The sequence below is a fragment of the Paenibacillus sp. N22P23 genome (genome assembly GCF_059383735.1).
Genome location: NZ_JBXENT010000009.1, coordinates 111815 through 130625, shown reverse-complemented (window position 1 = coordinate 130625; position 18811 = coordinate 111815). Strand labels below are relative to the sequence as shown.

Here is an 18811-nt window from a genome sequence, read left to right as displayed (position 1 = left end):
ATGAATAAGGCTGAATAGGAGTAGGTCTCCTGTTCAGCCTTTTTTGTTATGAATTTGGTCTCGGTCCGGGCCTTCTTCCCACATCCGTTGGGATTTGCGTCTTCCCGGTAATACATTTCATCTGTATGAAACAGACTGCAGCTGAGCTGCTTCAGTATATGAAACAGATTGCAGCAGCTGCAGAGCTTCGCTTCGTGTCAAACGGTCAGATGCGTTAGCGCGCTTTCACTTTTCGAACCCCCATAATTCTAACGAATCGTACGAGCCTTATTTCATCAAATAGCAGCGATTTGAAATGCTAACGAATCCTACAGGCCTTATTTGCACCAAAACACGGGTATTTCTGCCCATTTCCACCAAATAAGGCTTCTGTGATTCGTTAGAATTATTGAGGAGCTCTTTTCACTCAAATAAGGCTTCTACGATTCGTTAGAAAATCGAAGGCGGCGATTGGCTAATGAAAGGCCGGCTTGGAGTTGCTGATGTGAAGGTGGTGATTGGCCATTCGCGCCAATGAACCCACTATTCCATCAGCGCAACCACACCGGCTATGAGGAACGGAATCGCCAACAACGTTAGGATAACCAGCCACCCCATCGGCCTCCCGAAATTCAACGTCCAACCAATACCATATTTCTTTGGTACAAAGACAGTCGGATCCTGCGGATTATAGTAGATACCGCCTGCAAGCCAGTGCCCCTCTTCACCAAGCGCGCCATCCCCATTTTGCGGTAATCGAAGCCTTCTCACCACCATAATCAGGGCAATCAGGCCTCCAATAATGATTACGAACAGGGCTATGGTAACCACTACTAGCAGTGGCCTTGACCAGCCGTACAATGTGGTTGCTTGTACATAACTAAAGTACAAGACAAGCAAGAGCGACAGTCCATATAGAAAAACACTGTTCGCATACCGATAGTGCCGCCTCTTCTCGCTCGTCATCTCCGGCCCTGCTTGCTGCTTGGCATGCTTAACGACGAAGTCTGCTCCCATCATTAAGGCAAGTAGAAACAGCTGCACGATATTGAATAGAAACACGGTACCAAAGCCCTTCGCGGCGTAGCGGTCAGGTTGAAATGCGATATTATAATGCACCGCCAGCGTAGTCGGAATCCGGTCCCACAGTAGTACAGCAGATAATGCAGATGTTGCTATAAGTACGACTTGCAGCAAATACCAGCCGGGTGCAACCGACTGTTTGTGATCCGTCTTCATTCCAGTGAATCTCCCATCGTCGTCAAATCGCTTCGATATATGTTCAAACATGCTTTGCTGAATTCAGCTTCTGTCATCCCTCTGGCCCGACCCTCCGCCGCCAATGCACGCAGCTGCTTCGCAAGCCGATCCCTGTAGCCGTCCGTTACTCGCGGCATTTCGTTAAGTGCAGGGATGAGTACGCCTAATTTGCCATCATAACGCTCCTGCAGAAACCCTTCCGACATCAGCGTATGATAGGCTTTATGAACAACCGTTGATTTCACCCGCAAATCCGAAGCAAGCCGCCTTGCCGAAGGCAAGGTTTTGCCTGGCTTCAGTGCTCCGGAGGCAATCCCCGCTATGATTTGGTGCGCAATTTGCTCCTGAAGCGGCACGTCTCCATGCACATCGAGCTCAATAAACATCCTGCCCGCCTCCCCCCATGAAAGCTTCTTACGCTATCATATGCAAAAGAACGCCTCTTCTCCCGTCATTCTTGACGGTTGCAGAGACGTTCTCTTTACTTAGCTGCCTGATTCCGCTTGCTGGAGCGCTTGCACAAACTCGTCATGGATATGTCCGTTTGAAGCTGCCACATGGCGTACACCCAAATCATACGGACTGCCTTTTACATCTGTTACCCGTCCGCCGGATTCTGTAATCAGCAGCGCACCTGCTGCCAAATCCCATGAATTCAGGCCGATCTCCCAGAAGCCGCTGAGTCGTCCCGATGCAACATACGCCATATGCAGCGCTGCCGAGCCGCCGGAACGAATATTCCTCACTTGCGGCACTAGCGCTTGAAGCCCCTTCATATTGAGCGGAAGCGCATACTCTTGATCCGCCGGGAAGCCTGTGGCGATTAAGCTGTCACGCAGCGTTTCCTCTGCGGATACGCCCATGCGACGACCGCGCACATAAGCGCCTTTCCCCTTCTCCGCTACGAACAATTCATCCCGGATGGGATCGTATACGACGCCAACGATAACCTCGCCTTTATGTGCAAGCGCTATCGAAACTGAGAAGAAAGGGAAGCCGTGCACGAAGTTCGTCGTTCCGTCCAGTGGATCTACGATCCATAGATACTCTGCATCCCTAACGCTTTGCAGTGCTTTGGTCGATGCCTCCGGCCCCGGCTGAACGCCTTCCTCGCCTAGAAAAGAATGCTGAGGGAAATGCGTCATCACCAAGTTGCGAATCATTGCCTCCGCGCCTTTGTCCACTTCGGTGACCAGGTCTTGTGCGGAATATTTAAGCGATAGGCTTGTATGGTTGCCAAGCTTCGTCTTTATCCATTCTCCGGCTTTCGCTGCACAGTTAATCGCGACAGCGGTAAAGCTCTTACCTCCGATAACATGCTCACTCATGGTTAAACCACGCTACTTTCTATGAGTTCATTTACTACTTCGTACTTGTACAATACGTAAATGGCTGGACAAAGTTCCGTTGAGATCAATAACAAACATCGTTACCTATTTTACTCCAATATATGTCCTTATAGCTAGCGACCTTAAGGTACGATTATTATATTAAAAGAAAAACACCTCGTATCGCCTGATTCGGCTACACGAGGTGCGAAACTACAAAAGTGAATGCAGTGTAACAAAGTTACACTGCATTCACTAAATGGTTATTTGTCACATTATAATTTACGGTTGAATTCCAATTGGATCCGTCAGTCCATTTGGACCTGGTGTAGTTCTAGCTTCAAAATCCCATTTCAGGTTCAGTGTGTCACCTTGGAATTGATTTTGATTAGCTGCTCCACTTTCTAAGAAAGTAAATCGGACAATCAAATTATTTGTTTCGCCTACTGGCCATAGTAGAGTTCCATTTGAAAGCCCACTATCTGCATCCCCAAAAGTATCTACTAAGTTAGCTACAACAGTGTCAGGTGTCATAGATTGAAGATCATAAAGAGATGTAGACCATACTATCGAATTTGCAGCTGTAGTAGGTGGATTTTCTGTACTCGTGTTTCGCAAGAAATCAACACGAATATGTCTTCCGAAATCTTCTGTATTGTTTGTTCCGTTATCAACAACTGTATAGCTTGTTTTCAAAAGTACTTTACCAATATCAACAGTACCTGTGTTTTTAAGGGCAAAATCTCTTAACCAAGAGTCCCCTGGTTTGATATTGCTTACATTAATAATCGAGCTCGAACCACCAGGCACTGATCCTGCACTCAAGCCAATCGTACCTGCAGCAAACGTACCTGTTGTATTAGCTGTTGCGGAGAAGTATGCAAATGTACCTCCACCAATCAGCGAAATACCCATCACTGCAGTTGCCAAGCCAAGACCCAATTTAACTTTAAGACTCATTTTCATTTCCTCCCTTATTTTCCTCTTATTTGAGGTGTGTAATATTTATTGTATCCCTGCGAAATCTCACAAGGAGGACAACCAAAGTTACGATAAAGCATCAGGATTAGTAGTAGGCGGAGCCGGAACTGACTTCTTTTTCTCCAGTTCAGATATGGCTTTCCAGATGGTCACAATGGAGTAGAGGAGAAACAGCAGTCCTGGTACTAGCAACAGCATAAGGCTGCCTTCTTTGGTGTTCGAAAAATTCATACCATAACCTACATAAGGAATTGTGAATCCTGTATATTGACCTTCAATACGATCAGCTGGAACAGGGTTCATATCAGCTGTTGGATTGTTGTCACCTTTGGTGGTGTAAACCTGTTGTCCATCCTTGGTTGCGACTGCAGCAATTCTATGAGTTATAAGCCGATCTTCCATGTCCTTGAAGGTGATGACATCACCGACTTGGAAGCGGTTCATATCGCCGCCAGGCTTAATTGTTACGATTGATCCTGTTTGTATACCCGGTTCCATAGAGCCCGATAATACAATTTTGATCTCATATCCTAGTAATTTAGGCGCTCCTCCAGATGCTTTAGAGACGACAACAGAGAAGGCCACAATGAGGAATGCACTCACCAAAAGCACAGTTACAGCTTTACTCATGATTGATTTCAATAATTTCATTTGGTTACACCGCCTAATTCATTGGACTTGGTTTGAGTCGTTCCCGTATCCGTGGGGGATTCAGCTTTATCCTCTTGCCCCATTGAAAGAATAGGTAACGGAGTATCTTGAGTCTCTGAAGGCTCTTGGGGTTGTAATGGTTTCTGATCGGTTGCTTCATCCTGAGTCTGTTCCGAAACTGGTTCATCTAATTCAGTTATATCTGCCTGCTCATCAGTTGGTTCAGCAGCATCAATTTCTATCTCTGCCTCAGCCTTTGCTTTCTCCCGATTAGCGATTTCATCATTTATTTGCGCAAGCTGCTGCTGCAAATCGGAATTCCGCTGGATTAATGTACTGTTAGCAGCACTTAGTGATTGCTGTGCTTCTTGATAGCCGGCTGCGGCATTGGCACTAATCGTTTCGGGGGCATTGACACGGAATTGTAGGGTGCTAATTTCCGGTAGACTGCCTGATAATGCTCCATAAATGGACTGAGCTTGCTCTTTCAAAACTTCTGAAGCGACGTTATTTCCTTGAATAGAAGCCAGGAAATTATCCAAGCTAGAAGCATTGTTAGGTGTAATGCAGTTCATGCTAACGCTTCCTATATAGCCGGAAAGTTGTTCCAGCACTGCAGAAGCTGAAGTAAGTTCATTTTGTGCGCTTTCCAACGCTGATGCATTTGCAGTCGATAGGCTAGCAATGGATTGCTGCTGGCTTGAAATGATTTCTAGCTGTGAGCTTAGTGCACTGGCCAATTGGTTGAGTTGCTCATCTGATAGTTCTATTAAGGTCAAATCGGTGATCACTTCGCTAGTTGAACCTGGATAACCAGATATACTTAAGTAATCAGCCTCGGCCAAGTTCATGTGCTGTACGAATTGGCTCAGCAGCTTCTCGATCTCGCTTGGATATACCGAGCAAATTCCAATTTCACCATTTACTTCAGCTGTAGATGTAAAGAATCCATAGGTCATTCCTGTACGGCTCGATATGGTAACGAATAACAGGAAGAGGATTGAGAATGTGTTCATTGTTAGTATGAGTATCTTATGTTTTGGATTTTTCCGCCTTCGATTTAGTCTTTCAGATCTCTTTAGCAAGAAGCCCCTCCTTACCTTTACAAAGAACATTTTCGTTCGTTATTGAGAACGTCTTGCACATTTAATATAGCCCAAGACCCCTAATTTTGAAAAGTCTTGAATAACGTCAAATATTCTTATTTAAGAACAAAACTCCCGAATTATCATAGATAATCACCTAATTCCTATTATTTCCTCTCGTTTCCTCCGATATTGTTCATTATAACGAACAAACCCGCATTTCATATGGTTTCCACAACAAAAAAATCCGGCCATATGGCCGGATCTGTAACTTATGAATAGGAGTCGGGTTAATTAACCTAACGTAACGCTTTACAAATCAAAAGCTTCACCTTAAGATGTTATTAGCCGTGTAGGTATTTGTAAGTTTTATTCGTTCATCTCGCTTTTACTCGACTCTCCCCAAAAAAAGGATGCATGTAAATGATTGAAGAAATCGGCAAACGAATCCAACAGCTCCGAAACGAGAAAGGGATTTCATTAACTGAACTTGCGGAACGAGCTGAAGTAGCGAAATCTTATATAAGCAGTGTAGAACGCGGCCTTCAATCTAATCCTTCCATTCAATTTCTGGAGAAAGTGGCAACTGCTTTGGACGTATCCATCCACTCCATTATTAACGGCGATACTTCTGAGGTTGCACAACAACTTGACGCGGACTGGCAGCTCCTCCTGAAGGAAGCCATGGCATCAGGCATCAGTAAGAGTCAGTTCAAAGAGTTTTTAGAATTTCAAAAGTGGAAAAAGAATAACGACGGTACCAATTAAGTCACATCATTCTCTCTAACTCACGTCTACAATCATAGTTGTGATTACTACTTTCAATGAATTGCTTTACTTCTTCGATCGTCAGTCCGATGGCTTTCGCCTGAAGCAATAAGGAAACCCATTCAGATTCAATGACTTCATCTTTAGTAGGAATTAACATCACCTTTGAACCTCCAGCATGTCATTTCTCTTCCTAACAGCGAGGGACAATTAGGTATATATGCCCAAATATGTGATCCTCGTCCCATTACTATGTTACAATCTGTATACAGAAAATACTGTCGAACGGTGCTTGTCCGCAAAATATTTTATATTGTTCTCTAATCCGCATAATTGCTGCATTTTACTGTTCGCACCCCCTTCAAGTCTTGTCGAAGAAACAAGAATAATAGCAAGTACATGCAAAAAAAAACGACCCCCGAACAGAAACCGGCACCTGCCGACTTCCCTCCAAGAATCGCTTATATCCTTTACGCTCCTGCGTTATACCCCAACAATATTATAACCATTATCCACATAAATAATTTCGCCTGTAATCCCACGGGACAGATGGCTGAGCAAGAACATCGCCGTGTCGCCGACTTCCGCTGCTTCTGTCGTTTTGCGAAGCGGTGATTTCTCTTCCACTTGGCGCAGGATCGAGTTGAAATCCTTGATTCCTTTGGCAGCCAGCGTCCGGATTGGTCCTGCCGATACCGCGTTCACCCTGATATTATGCGGACCAAGATCAGCAGCAAGATAGCGAACCGAAGCTTCCAGCGCTGCCTTCGCCACGCCCATTACATTGTAGTTGCGAAGCGCACGCTCGGCACCGAGGTACGTCATCGTCATGATACTGCCGCCTTCTGTCATTAGCGGATGTACGCGCTGGGCAACGGCCGCAAGCGAGTAGGCACTGATATCGTGTGCCAAAGCGAAGCCTGCGCGTGAGGTGTCGACGTACATGCCGTCAAGCTCCTCTGTTTTCGCGAAAGCAATGCTATGAACAAGACCATGCAGTACACCGAACGATTCTTTCAACTGTACCGCGAGCGACTCGATTTCCTCATCCACCGTGACATTGCACTGTAGGAACAAAGAGCCCGGAATCGTCTCAGCCAGCTTTCGCACCCGTTCCTCTACACGCTCATTCTCGTATGTAAAAGCTAGGCGAGCCCCCTGTGCAGCAAGCGACTGAGCAATTGCCCAGGCAATACTGCGGTCATTCGCCACACCCATAACAAGCACATTTTTCCCTGCTAATAATCCATTCATCGTTTCACAATCCTCTCGAGAATATTTGTGAGCCTATGATGATTGACCAGGGTGTGATAGCACCTTAGGGAAACTCAAGAATGATAGCGCTTCCTTAACCAAAAATAACCTAAGGGACCGAAAAGATCAAGCTTTTCCTGTCCCTTAGGTTATCTCAATACTCCCACCGTTGATGACGCGAATGCCCGCCCCTTCGGCTTCCAGCTGGCGCATATCCGCCATGAGCTGCAGCAGCGCCGCATCCTTCTGCTTGGCTTCAATCATGACATCCAGCTGATCGACCGAGCCTGCCGTTTCCCGCAGAAATCGCAGCAGCGGGCCTACGTCCACATTGTCGGCATGGCCGCGCGGATCACGCTCGCTCTTCGGGCTTGATACATGCAGCTTTGGCGGCAGTGCCAAAGGCTGCCCGTCCGGCCCCGTCCATGTCCGCAGAATGCGCGGCCATAGCTCACCATATAACGTACTGTCCATTTCGCCACCGTCATTGACCGCATGATGGTGGATATCCAGCACCATCGGTGTTCCTACCGCTTCGGCAGCGCCGAGCGTTTCGCGGACGGTGAACGTTTTGTCGTCATTTTCAAGTGTGATCCGGTTGCGAATTCGATTGTCCAACTGACCGAACTGCTGCACAAACCGCTCGACAGATGTAGGCTTGTCCCCATATGCACCGCCGACATGGATGTTGCATTTGGCTGACTCATCGAGTCCCATATGCTCCAGCATCCGAACGTGGTACTCCAAATCCTCCTTGGACTTAGCCAGCACCTCCGGGCGAGGCGTACTGAATACGCAGAAGTGGTCGGGATGAAACGAAAGCCGCATTCCCTTCTCCTTCGCATACTGCCCAATCTCTGCGAAAGCTTGCTCCAGCGGCGGATATGGATCCCAATCCTTCAGCGCATCATGTGTGGCAAGCGGAATCATCTTCGAGGTCATGCGATACACAAACACGTCATGACCCACACAATGCCGCATCAAGCGAAGCGTCGTGCGAAGATTATCTTCCGCAATCCGCTCCAGCCTGCGCAGCGCAGCCTCACGATCATCCAGCTTGGAAAATGTCGCATACGTCATCGTCCGCGAGGGCGAAGCGTTATCCAGCAATACGCTCATGGCAACGAAGCCGAAGCGAACAATCATGCCTGATCCCCGAAGAACATTTCATAAGCCAGCGCCGTCTGCACGCGCGCTTCTTCGTCCGTCAGTTTACGAACGAGATCCATTTCCACTTCGGTTACTTCCTCGCCTTGAAAATTAATTTCAGCGATAGAAACGCGGATCTTCACGATTGCAATAGCCTCGTTCTCCGGTGTGTAAGCTATGACCTTCTGACCGGTTGGGTAAACGCGGAAGCCGCTCTTTACCATTTTGCCGCGGCCGTATTCCAGCAGCTCGTATAACTCTTGCTTCGATTTGAATTTGCATACAGAATTAAACTCGGTTTGGAATCCCATGAACAAACCTCCAATGGTTGATAATAGCGTGGTAAAATCTTCGGTTGCCGTGAGCTATGTATATGGTACAAAAAAACGGGGAAAACCGGCGTCTAAGCCGGACTTCCTCCGCTATAATCGATAAGCTGCTTTTCTGCGTGACGTTCAATCGCGAGCGCGATCAATGTATCGAGAAGTTCCGTGTACGGAACGCCGCTTTCTTTCCACATTAGTGGATACATGCTGTACGGCGTAAAGCCGGGCATCGTATTCACTTCATTGATAAACAGCTGGCCATCTTCCTTGCGCATGAAGAAGTCGACACGCGACAAACCGGAGCCGTCAATCGCAAGGAACGCACGAAGCGCCATTTCGCGAACGGAATCGGATACTTCAGCCGGAATGTTGGCCGGGATATGCATCATCGATTTGCCATCGATGTATTTGGCTTTATAGTCGTAGAACTCGCTAGAAGACGTAATTTCGCCGACAACAGAAGCGCGCGGCTCATCGTTGCCAAGCACGCTCACTTCGATTTCACGTGCGTCGACAAACTCTTCAACGATGACCTTACGGTCAAAGCGAAGCGCGTAATCCACCGCAGCAACCAGCTCCTCGCGGTTGCGAGCTTTGGATATCCCAACGCTTGAACCAAGGTTCGCCGGCTTCACGAAGCAAGGGTAACCGAGCGCAGTTTCAATTTCCAGCATGTAAAAGTCCGAATCCTTCTGCCACTGCGTGCGGTTGAAGTAGCGGTACACACACTGGGGCAGCCCTTCTTGTGCGAAAACCTTCTTCATTGTGATTTTGTCCATGCCGACTGCCGAGGCCAGGACGCCTGCGCCGACATAGGGGATATTCGCCATTTCGAATAAGCCTTGAATCGTGCCGTCTTCACCGAATGTACCGTGCAGCAACGGGAATATGACGTCAATCTGACCGTCTTCCGATGCTTCAACCGCATCAACCTGTTGACCCACGGAAGATATCGTCACAGCACCTGGCACCGAAGAGATCGCGATAGACGCGTCCTGATTATCCGATTGTCCGCCGAATACCGGCATAAGCGCGCTTGTGCCGATGATTGCATCAACGCCGGCAAGACGCAGTTGGTCCAAAGCGCTTGGCGGAGCCAGCAGCGTATCCCCTGCGCGCCACTCGCCGTCTTTGGCAATATAGAAAGGTTTAATTTCGTATTTGGTGTAGTCAAAAGCTTTCATGACCGCAAGAGCGGTTTGTAGAGAGACCTCGTGCTCGCCTGAGCGTCCTCCGTAAACAAGTCCTACGCGCACTTTCTCCCCCATGATTCATCCTCCGGTTATGTTAAAATTCCCATGCGTATGGGTTGTCATACTATCCTGGGTTAATGCGCAGTTAAAACTCATCCGCAATATGAAAAAAACGGTATTTCGTTTGCTCCGTCCATGCATAGGAATCCTGATAATCCCAATATCGGTGACGGCTTGCAACCGTGTTGGCATTCACAAGCGGCATGCCGGCTGCATCGAATGCAGTCACAACCGTACTGTGCTGGAATCGGTTATCGCCGCTCCAGTCATACGTGATCACATCGCCAAGGGCAAGCTGATCGGCGGAATCGACAACAGTCGCTTGCAAAGCAGAACTGTGAGGAGCCGACAAATAAGTCTTCAGTGCATTGGATACAGCCCAACTGTAGCTCCAATTTTCTCGGCCGCCGCTGAAGCCGCGGTACCACCAGCCGGAATCCCTTTTACCAGTATAGTTCATCGGTGCGCTGCCTGCAAAGAGACATTGGGACACGTAATTGGTGCAGTTTACCTCAAAATTCTCATAAGAAGGATTAGGTTCGTTCCACCAACGATCGGCATAAGCGGCAGCCAAATCCCTCCTGTACCTGATACCCGCACGACTATGTTTGAAAAACGGCAAAACATCATAATTTATATAAGGTATGGATTGCTGCTGGCTGCCTGCGGAAGCTTCCCGCTCCTGCATCAGCTCAGCGGCAAGGATGGCATCGGACGAGCTGTAGCGCGGCCGCCGCTCCGAGACGATTGGCTCGATACGGGAGATAACATATTCATCTTCCTCGGCGCTCAGCCACAGCCGTTCACGATCACAGCGTTCCTCCTGATACGTACGCCCATTATGATCAATCGTTCGTTTGATGCGCAGCTCAATAAGCACCACCACCTCCGACCGCGAACTGGACTCGCTGATACGGATAAGCTCGGCGCTCGTCTCGCTGCGTGAAGGAAGAACGCCGCGAAGCAGCTCCTGTTCACGCAGCCGGTCAAGGCGCTGCGTAAACCGGTGCAAGTGATCCTCATCTCGGATGATTTCTTCAAACGGCGGCGCATAACGATCGATTTCGGCCTGATTGTACAGCTTCACGTAGCGATGAACGGCAGCCTTCCAGCCTTCTAGCTGAGACTGCGATGATGAAGCTTGAGATGGCGACTCCGGCTGAGTCTCGCGGCTGCGACTCCGTTTGCCGCTGCTTCTCGGTTCCGCTCCCAGTAGAGTCGCCCGGCTCTGCACGGTACTTTTTTTCGGTGCTGCAGGTTTATTGGTTCCGACCCATATTCGCGTTCGCGGCACGCTGGTTCCCCTCCTTGTTTCTACCATAAGGACAGCACAGAACCGAACGCCTGATGCGTGCGTGAGCGGTTCGCGCGTAACAATAGCCATGTTTTTCCTTGGACCGATAAAGTTGGTTCATTATATGTGCTCGCAGACGAATTCATGTAAAAACGGGCGAAACATCTTCCCTGTAAGGTGATATTTGCACTTTCTAAATGGAATAAAAAACGCTATACTTAGGGTATCAAATGTTTTTTGAAATTGTGTTTCACACAGTGAAACTACAAAATGATTATGGATGCCAAGGAGGCGCGAATTGCAAATGACACATCAAAACGAATACTCCGTTCGCGAATCGCTTGAAGTCGGCGGTAAGCCCTTTGCTTACTACCGCTTGGGCGGTCTGGAAGAGCAAGGCCTGGGAAAAATCTCGAAGCTCCCTTTCTCCATCAAGGTGCTTCTTGAGGCAGCTGTCCGTCAATTCGACGGTCGTGCCATCACGAAAGAACATGTTAAGCAACTGGCAACTTGGGCTGATGGCCGCGAAGACAAAGAAATTCCTTTCATCCCTGCACGTATCGTACTGCAGGACTTCACCGGCGTACCGGTTGTAGTCGATCTGGCAGCAATGCGCGATACCGTGAAGAAATCGGGCGGCGACCCTAAACAAATCAACCCGCTCGTACCCGTAGACCTTGTAATCGACCACTCGATTATGGTGGATGCATTCGGTACTCCTGAAGCACTTGAGTACAACACGGACATCGAATTTAAACGCAACGGAGAGCGTTATCGCTTCCTGCGTTGGGCGCAAACGGCATTCGAGAACTTCCGCGCAGTACCGCCGGGAACGGGTATCGTTCACCAAGTTAACTTGGAGTACTTGGCTTCCGTTGCAGCAACGAAATCCATTGGCGGCGAAACTGTCGTTTACCCGGATTCCCTTGTAGGTACGGATTCCCATACAACCATGATCAACGGACTTGGCGTAGTCGGCTGGGGCGTTGGCGGTATCGAGGCTGAAGCTGGTATGCTTGGCCAACCGCTTTACTTCGTTATGCCGGAAGTTATCGGCTTCCGTCTGACAGGCAGCTTGGCAGAAGGCGCTACAGCGACTGACCTTGCCCTGACAGTTACACAGATCCTTCGTAAAAAAGGCGTAGTTGGCAAATTCGTCGAGTTCTTCGGCCCTGGTTTGTCCAACATCAGCCTTGCTGACCGTGCAACAGTTGCCAACATGGCTCCTGAGTATGGCGCTACAGTTGGTTTCTTCCCGGTAGACAGCGAAACCATCAACTTCCTGCGCGCTACAGGCCGTGAAGAAGATCAAATCGCACTCGTTGAAGCTTATTACAAAGCACAAGACATGTTCCGTACAGACGATACGCCGGAACCGACTTTCTCCGATATCGTTGAGCTGGATTTGTCCACAATCGTACCTTCCCTTGCAGGTCCGAAGCGTCCGCAAGACCGCGTTGAGCTGACGAACATGAAAGAATCGTTTAACAGCATCATCCGCACGCCGATCGACAAAGGCGGCTACGGTCTGAGCGACAACAAGATCGAAGAATTCGTAGAAGTGAAACACACGAACGGCCAAGTTAGCAAAATGGGTACAGGCGCAGTTGTAATCGCAGCTATCACAAGCTGTACAAATACGTCCAACCCAAGCGTTATGCTCGGCGCTGCACTCGTAGCGAAGAAAGCAGTTGAGCGTGGTTTGAAGAAACCGGCTTACGTGAAGAGCTCCCTAACACCGGGTTCCCTGGTTGTTACTGAATATTTGAAGAGAGCGAACCTGCTTGAGTCCCTTGAAGCTCTAGGCTTCCACGTTGCCGGCTATGGCTGCGCAACTTGTATCGGTAACTCCGGTCCGCTTCCGGATGAAGTAAGCAAAGCAATCGCTGATAACGATATGACGGTTGCAGCTGTACTTTCCGGTAACCGTAACTTTGAAGGCCGCGTTCACGCACAAGTGAAAGCAAACTACCTGGCATCTCCGCCGCTGGTTGTCGCTTACGCGCTTGCAGGTACGGTGAACATCGACCTGTCCTCCGATCCAATCGGTTATGACAGCAAGAACGAGCCTGTCTACTTGAAAGACATCTGGCCAACGTCCAAAGAAATCGCAGATACGATTGCTGCTGCAATGAGTCCTGACATGTTCCGTGACAAATACGCTAACGTATTTACGCAGAACGATCGTTGGAACGCGATCGATGTACCGACAGGCGAAAGCTACGAGTGGGATGACAAATCCACTTATATCCAAAACCCGCCATTCTTCGAAGGCCTTGGACCAGACATTAGCGACATCGCTGATATCAAAGGTTCGAGCGTACTCGCGCTTCTTGGCGATTCCGTTACGACTGACCATATTTCGCCGGCTGGTAACATCAAAGCTGACAGCCCTGCAGGCGAATACCTGATCAAACACGGCGTAGACAGAGTCGATTTCAACTCCTACGGTTCCCGTCGCGGTAACCATGAAGTTATGATGCGCGGCACATTCGCCAACATCCGTATTCGCAACCAAGTGGCTCCGGGCACAGAAGGCGGCGTAACGACTTACCTGCCGACTGAAGAAGTCATGTCGATCTACGATGCTTCCATGCTGTACCAGAAGAACAACAAGAACCTTGTCGTTATCGCTGGTAAAGAGTACGGAACAGGAAGCTCCCGTGACTGGGCAGCAAAAGGTACGTTCCTGCTCGGCGTGAAAGCCGTTATTGCTGAGAGCTTCGAGCGTATTCACCGCTCCAACTTGGTAGGCATGGGCGTACTGCCACTGCAATTCCAAGCAGGAACAAGCTGGAAGACGTTGAACATTACAGGCCGCGAAACATTCGATATCGTGGGACTGAGCAACGATGTTCAACCAAGTCAAACGGTTCAAGTCGTCGCAACTCGTGAAGACGGAACAACGTTTGAATTCCCGGCCATCGTTCGTCTTGACTCCATGGTTGATGTGGATTACTACCGGAACAGCGGTATTCTTCAAACCGTTCTCCGCCAAATGATCGCAGCAAACAACGCTTAATCGCAACACAACCGCAAGCGGGTCCGCTCCTCATGGAGCGGACCCGCTTTTTGTATATCGATCTATTTATAAATGCTAATACCTCGGCTTTCGCTGCGATAAGCTCTTTAGCATGTTCATAAAGTTGGTGGTGTATTTCTCGGAAGAAAAATGCTGTTTAATATGCTTCTCGGCATTTTTGCGAATGGTAGTACGAAGCGTAGTGTCTTTCATTAGGGATTCCCCTTGGATAACCGCTTGATTGACGTTGCCGCGCGTATACAGCTTCCCGGTTACATCATGAATTAGAAATCTGCGGATACCATCCGAATCCGTCGTCAGCACCGGACAACGGCAGAGCATCGCTTCCGCTACCGCATAGCCGAAGCCTTCCAGAATGGAGGTCGAGCAGAGAAATCCCCCCGAATCTCCAATGACCGAGAAATAGTCTGCAATTTGCTCATGCGGGATGTTGGAATAAGCAATGAGTTTATGCTGTAATTGCAGGCCGTTTACCCATCTGTCATAATGCTCCTTCTCCACCGGATCGCCCAGTGTCGTATCGCCAAAGATCCACAGATAGCCTTCAGGATGTTTTTGCAGCATGCGGGAACCAATGAGAAGAAACTCCCGCCAGTTCTTATTCGCCTCAATTCGGCCAACCCAGCCAATGATCGGAAACGGCTTCGGCGGGTAGGAACTATAGCCGAAGCCCTCCGTATCCAATGGATCGTCAAAGCAGAAATGAGGGAGTCCTTGCAGATACGACGTCATCAGCTCCTGCAGATGACTCGTCTGCGGGTACAGCACGCCGTCTGCCGCCTGCAGCACGCGGGCCGATATATCTTTGAGCACCGCGCTGGCGGTTTGGAGCGTTCCCAAACCTTGTATTTCAAAGATAAGATGTCCTTTGAAACCGGCCTTCTTTATGGCCAGCAGCATGGTCACATCTGTGCATACAACGATGGCATCATAGTTTTGCCTCTGGACCAGCTTGCCAATTGCAGCCTCATCATTCATGACGAAGGTCGGGATGTCTTTAATGTTTTTGCGTCCCTCGCCATCCAAGGAATAGAGCAAGTGGCATTCCACGTCCAGCTTCATCAGGGCATGGCAGCGAATCCGATTGAGTGTTTCCATGCCGCCGCTGGGATTAAAGAAAGTAAATAATATTTTCTTCATCCGGGACCACTCAATTGGCCTTTGAAGTAATCAACAAGACCTTGTCTCCGGAACAACTCGTCATACATATCGGATTTGCTGCTGTTGATACTGGAGTGTCTGTAGCCCAATGCAGTGTGATCCTCGGTATAATAGTTGGACGTCACCGCGGGAGCGGCCTTCTCCATCTCATTGAACAACACAGTCAGATCCATCACGTCCCTAAATAGATGCGGTCCGAGGATGTAGCTGTAAGGCGTTTGGATCATCTGAGAGGCATGCAGCAACGCTGTTGCCACATCGGCATTCGGGAACCATTTGAAATCCGTCGTCGGGTGGGAAATGAGCGACAGATCAGCTGTTACCCGCATATCCGGCGAGAGATCCAGGATATAGCATGTATAGTTACTGAAGGTTTGCTCGTAGAGGTTCTCGATTCGCTCGATCGCCTCAGCACTAGACTCCTTCACCGGAAATAGTATCGTCATGTAGGGGGCAATCCCCCTGCGCATCCTGGCACGATGCCTCGCCAAGTGATACGCGTACCGCCATATGCGATGCTGGGCGGTCGATTGCAGCGTTGCTGATACACTAAACGTGGAGTTCACGCGATAATCGATAAGCTCCACAGGAATATACTTGATGGCGCAATGCTCCGTAATACGCAGCCAGTAATCATAATCCTCTACCGGTACAAGCTCATAACCGTCAATCTGTTTGGCATAGATGGATTTATACATAAAGGAGACACCGATGAGCGAGGAATCCAGCAGTTTTTCGATCGGCTGCGATTGATATTGGCGCTGGACTGCGAGCGTCCTCTCATCATAAATCGGTTTGCCGTCGTTATCGACCGATTGGAACGAGCTATAGACAAGGCCCAGCTCCTGCGGTCCTTTCACTAAGGCGCTTCGAAGCGTCTCCAGAAATCTCGGATAGTAAATGTTGTCGCTGGACACCCAGGTTAAATAAGCAATATCAGGCATGTCGTGCAGATATTGAAAGCCGGTGTTCAGCGCTTTGGCGACTCCCTGATTATAAACGTGGGAAACGATTTGAACTCGCTTATCGCCTCGAATGAGCATTCGGACGAGAGGCTCCATTTCGGGCGCTCCGTCAATGACAATAATTAGCTTGAACTGCTGGAACGTCTGCTTCAGCACAGATTCTAGCGCCGCTGCAAGAAACGCCGGTTTCTGCTTGTATAGTGGCATGACAACCCCTAAGTCGATCATACTGTCACTCCCTCCAATGCACCATCCTGTACTATTGTATTTATATGCCATCCGTTTGCTTGTGCGGCTATCCCTTGAGGCGTTAGCCTTTTCATGAAAAATGGGAATTCAGCGCTAATTCGCTAAACTCCCATCTTTGATCGTTGGACCTTCTACTAAGGCGTTGTCGAGAAAGCAGAAATTTCCTGCCAATCCACCGCAAGCATCTGTTGGCCTTCAACGGGTAAATTAAATTCATTAACCCCGAAAGCCGTAAAAGCAACCTCTGAAAGCACCCCTGACGCATTGACCTGCACTTCATAGGCTATGTCCCCACCAATATAAAACTCACGTGTATCACTCGATTTTCCAGGCAAAATATAGCCGGTTAGATAGATCAGCGTAAGCGTATTCGTCGTTGGAGGTACAACATAGATTTCGATTATTACCAAAGCCGTCGTGCTGGTGATGTTTCGTGCATTTATAACAACATTGGTAGCTGGATTCGGTATATCGTTATGAATCAATCCGGATGTAAACGGCATGTCCTCACCTCCTATATGTCAATTAATTACATTATATTCATTTCACATGTGGAATGTTTGGGAAATAACCCGCCTCCAATCACACATTTTCCTATTGTTCGTGATATTCAAACAAACATTATTCGACAAACTCCGTACAATACAGTATGAAAATATTTAATTATAAAGGAGGAAAAATATGACTAATTTCAACTTTCAAGTCACACCGTCAGGGAATCCTAAATTCGAACCGAGCGTAGCTGTGAATCTTCTCATTCCCGGCATCATGATTTCGGTTGCCGTCGATGAGTCATCAGGTCCCCCTCTGATTGGTCTTTATCGTTCCTTAGACGGCGGATTCAGTTGGGCCAACAGCCTGCTTCCTTTGCCTTCGGGCTTTAACGGTGCAGAAGCTCCTGTGGTGTCGTATGGGTTCCCGAACATCTTTATCGTGACTGCTCACGTCTTCCCAGGCGAGGAATACGGAACAACGGTCGTCTACAAATCCTTCGACAACGGTGCGACATTCAGCGCGCCTGTGATTGTCAGCCCAGGCTTTGGTTCGTATATTAACAACGATGAAACGAACTGCACGGTTGATGCCTCGCAAGCCAGTCCCTTTATCGGGAATATGTATGTCACGTATAACCGCCAATTCAACGTTGATAATGGCGGTAACTCGGTTGCCTTCTTCAATCGATCCAGAGATAACGGCACCACCTGGGATCAACCTTTGCTGCTCTCGAACGAAGCCGATCAAGTTGAACGGCCCGATATTACAGTGGATCTGGTGGGCGTTGTCGATGTCGCTTATGTCACAGTTGACCCCAGCTTCAACTTCATCGTTCGTCAGTCGACTGACGGCGGTGCTTCCTTTCCTAACGCTGTCATCGTTTCGAACGTCGTCGCAGTTCCTTCCCCACTGCCCGTCGTCGGCTGGAATTTCCGTGTACTCACCTTTGCCAATATTTCAACCGACCGTTCGGTAGGTCCTTTCACGAACCAGGCGTATGCAGTGTGGCAGGATTACCGTCTTGGATATTCCGATGTCTTTATGTCCAAGCGAGCACCCGACACGAATAACTGGACAACGCCTGTCAGCATAACAGGTGCTCCGGCCGGAACACAGAATTTCTTCCCGGCCATTGATGTTGATCCGCTCACCGGGGTCGTCAATGTCATTTATTACAGCAATCAAATCAACGGATTCGATCTCGACGTTTATGTAGCACGGTCGATTAACGGCGGTCAAACCTTCACGAATACTCGGATTACCAATGTTTCGTTCAACCCTAATGCCAGCAGCCCTACACCTGTTCCGCTAATTGGTGATTATATCGACATCATCAGCGTTCCCCCAGGCGGCTATATTGGGGTATGGATGGATACGAGTCCCGGAACATTCTGCATCTTCGCGGGCTATTCAGATGTCGTCATTCCTTAGTTTCTTATACAAAAAAGAGTCGAGATCGAAGGCAGCAGCCAACAGCTCGACTCTTTTTGTTGTATGGTTTGTACAATGTCATAGGACAAGGTTGAATGAAATAGGATATGAAAAACCGTTTCGTTTGTTAGGAGGTTAA

Annotated in this window: 18 protein-coding genes; 3 read left to right on the top strand and 15 right to left on the bottom strand. The window is 48.7% G+C overall.

Annotation, left to right across the window (positions count from 1 at the left end; all coding sequences use genetic code 11):
• Positions 1 to 522: 522 nt before the first annotated feature.
• The 6 genes from AC506A_RS25900 to AC506A_RS25875 form a co-directional block, all read right to left on the bottom strand.
• Positions 523 to 1218, bottom strand: a complete 696-nt coding sequence (locus AC506A_RS25900) for a DUF5808 domain-containing protein (RefSeq protein ID WP_495463884.1) — start codon at positions 1216 to 1218, stop codon at positions 523 to 525.
• Complete coding sequence (locus AC506A_RS25895) at positions 1215 to 1625, bottom strand: GntR family transcriptional regulator (protein ID WP_495463883.1); 411 nt, start codon at positions 1623 to 1625, stop codon at positions 1215 to 1217. Before AC506A_RS25895 ends, AC506A_RS25900 begins: the two co-directional genes overlap by 4 nt.
• Before the next feature lie 99 nt (positions 1626 to 1724).
• Positions 1725 to 2567, bottom strand: coding sequence for an inositol monophosphatase family protein (locus AC506A_RS25890; RefSeq protein ID WP_495463882.1), 843 nt, complete (start codon positions 2565 to 2567; stop codon positions 1725 to 1727).
• Positions 2568 to 2849: 282 nt separating this feature from the next.
• Positions 2850 to 3527, bottom strand: a complete 678-nt coding sequence (locus AC506A_RS25885) for a TasA family protein (protein ID WP_495463881.1) — start codon at positions 3525 to 3527, stop codon at positions 2850 to 2852.
• An 87-nt stretch (positions 3528 to 3614) separates the two neighbouring features.
• On the bottom strand, positions 3615 to 4199 hold the full coding sequence (gene sipW, locus AC506A_RS25880) for a signal peptidase I SipW (protein WP_495463880.1): 585 nt from the start codon (positions 4197 to 4199) through the stop codon (positions 3615 to 3617).
• Entirely contained in the window at positions 4196 to 5158 is a 963-nt protein-coding gene (locus AC506A_RS25875; RefSeq protein ID WP_495463879.1) for a hypothetical protein, read from the bottom strand. The genes sipW and AC506A_RS25875 overlap by 4 nt, the downstream gene beginning before the upstream one ends.
• A gap of 549 nt (positions 5159 to 5707) precedes the next feature.
• Between AC506A_RS25875 and AC506A_RS25870 the strand changes: the two genes are divergently transcribed.
• Positions 5708 to 6052 (top strand): helix-turn-helix domain-containing protein, encoded by a 345-nt coding sequence (locus AC506A_RS25870; RefSeq protein ID WP_495463878.1) that lies wholly within the window; start codon positions 5708 to 5710, stop codon positions 6050 to 6052.
• A 1-nt stretch (position 6053) separates the two neighbouring features.
• Here AC506A_RS25870 and AC506A_RS25865 read toward each other — a convergent pair whose 3' ends face one another.
• The 6 genes from AC506A_RS25865 to AC506A_RS25840 all read right to left on the bottom strand — a co-directional run bounded on the left by AC506A_RS25865 (position 6054) and on the right by AC506A_RS25840 (position 11328).
• Positions 6054 to 6212: an anti-repressor SinI family protein gene (locus AC506A_RS25865; protein ID WP_495463877.1), complete on the bottom strand. Its 159-nt coding sequence runs from the start codon at positions 6210 to 6212 to the stop codon at positions 6054 to 6056.
• A gap of 323 nt (positions 6213 to 6535) precedes the next feature.
• On the bottom strand, positions 6536 to 7306 hold the full coding sequence (gene fabI / locus AC506A_RS25860) for an enoyl-ACP reductase FabI (protein ID WP_495463876.1): 771 nt from the start codon (positions 7304 to 7306) through the stop codon (positions 6536 to 6538).
• A 144-nt stretch (positions 7307 to 7450) separates the two neighbouring features.
• The gene (gene uvsE, locus AC506A_RS25855; RefSeq protein ID WP_495463875.1) at positions 7451 to 8452 is read right to left on the bottom strand and encodes a UV DNA damage repair endonuclease UvsE; all 1002 of its coding nucleotides are present in this window, start codon (positions 8450 to 8452) and stop codon (positions 7451 to 7453) included.
• On the bottom strand, positions 8449 to 8766 hold the full coding sequence (locus tag AC506A_RS25850; protein WP_495463874.1) for a hypothetical protein: 318 nt from the start codon (positions 8764 to 8766) through the stop codon (positions 8449 to 8451). The genes uvsE and AC506A_RS25850 overlap by 4 nt, the downstream gene beginning before the upstream one ends.
• Positions 8767 to 8858: 92 nt before the next feature.
• Entirely contained in the window at positions 8859 to 10049 is a 1191-nt protein-coding gene (locus tag AC506A_RS25845; protein WP_495463873.1) for a D-alanine--D-alanine ligase, read from the bottom strand.
• Positions 10050 to 10119: 70 nt separating this feature from the next.
• Positions 10120 to 11328 carry an amidase domain-containing protein gene (locus AC506A_RS25840; RefSeq protein ID WP_495463872.1) on the bottom strand — a complete coding sequence of 403 codons (1209 nt, stop codon included), beginning with the start codon at positions 11326 to 11328 and terminating at the stop codon, positions 10120 to 10122.
• A gap of 304 nt (positions 11329 to 11632) precedes the next feature.
• On the opposite strand from AC506A_RS25840, the gene acnA reads away from it, so the two are divergent.
• Positions 11633 to 14350 carry an aconitate hydratase AcnA gene (gene acnA / locus AC506A_RS25835; RefSeq protein WP_495463871.1) on the top strand — a complete coding sequence of 906 codons (2718 nt, stop codon included), beginning with the start codon at positions 11633 to 11635 and terminating at the stop codon, positions 14348 to 14350.
• Positions 14351 to 14425: 75 nt separating this feature from the next.
• Here the strand turns inward: acnA and AC506A_RS25830 are convergent, their stop codons facing one another.
• The 3 genes from AC506A_RS25830 to AC506A_RS25820 all read right to left on the bottom strand — a co-directional run bounded on the left by AC506A_RS25830 (position 14426) and on the right by AC506A_RS25820 (position 17249).
• Positions 14426 to 15511, bottom strand: a complete 1086-nt coding sequence (locus AC506A_RS25830; RefSeq protein ID WP_495463870.1) for a glycosyltransferase family 4 protein — start codon at positions 15509 to 15511, stop codon at positions 14426 to 14428.
• Positions 15508 to 16725: a glycosyltransferase family 2 protein gene (locus AC506A_RS25825; protein WP_495463869.1), complete on the bottom strand. Its 1218-nt coding sequence runs from the start codon at positions 16723 to 16725 to the stop codon at positions 15508 to 15510. Before AC506A_RS25825 ends, AC506A_RS25830 begins: the two co-directional genes overlap by 4 nt.
• Before the next feature lie 155 nt (positions 16726 to 16880).
• Positions 16881 to 17249 carry a hypothetical protein gene (locus AC506A_RS25820; RefSeq protein WP_495463868.1) on the bottom strand — a complete coding sequence of 123 codons (369 nt, stop codon included), beginning with the start codon at positions 17247 to 17249 and terminating at the stop codon, positions 16881 to 16883.
• Positions 17250 to 17427: 178 nt separating this feature from the next.
• Here AC506A_RS25820 and AC506A_RS25815 point away from each other — a divergent pair, with 178 nt between their 5' ends.
• On the top strand, positions 17428 to 18672 hold the full coding sequence (locus AC506A_RS25815; RefSeq protein WP_495463867.1) for an exo-alpha-sialidase: 1245 nt from the start codon (positions 17428 to 17430) through the stop codon (positions 18670 to 18672).
• Positions 18673 to 18811: the final 139 nt, after the last annotated feature.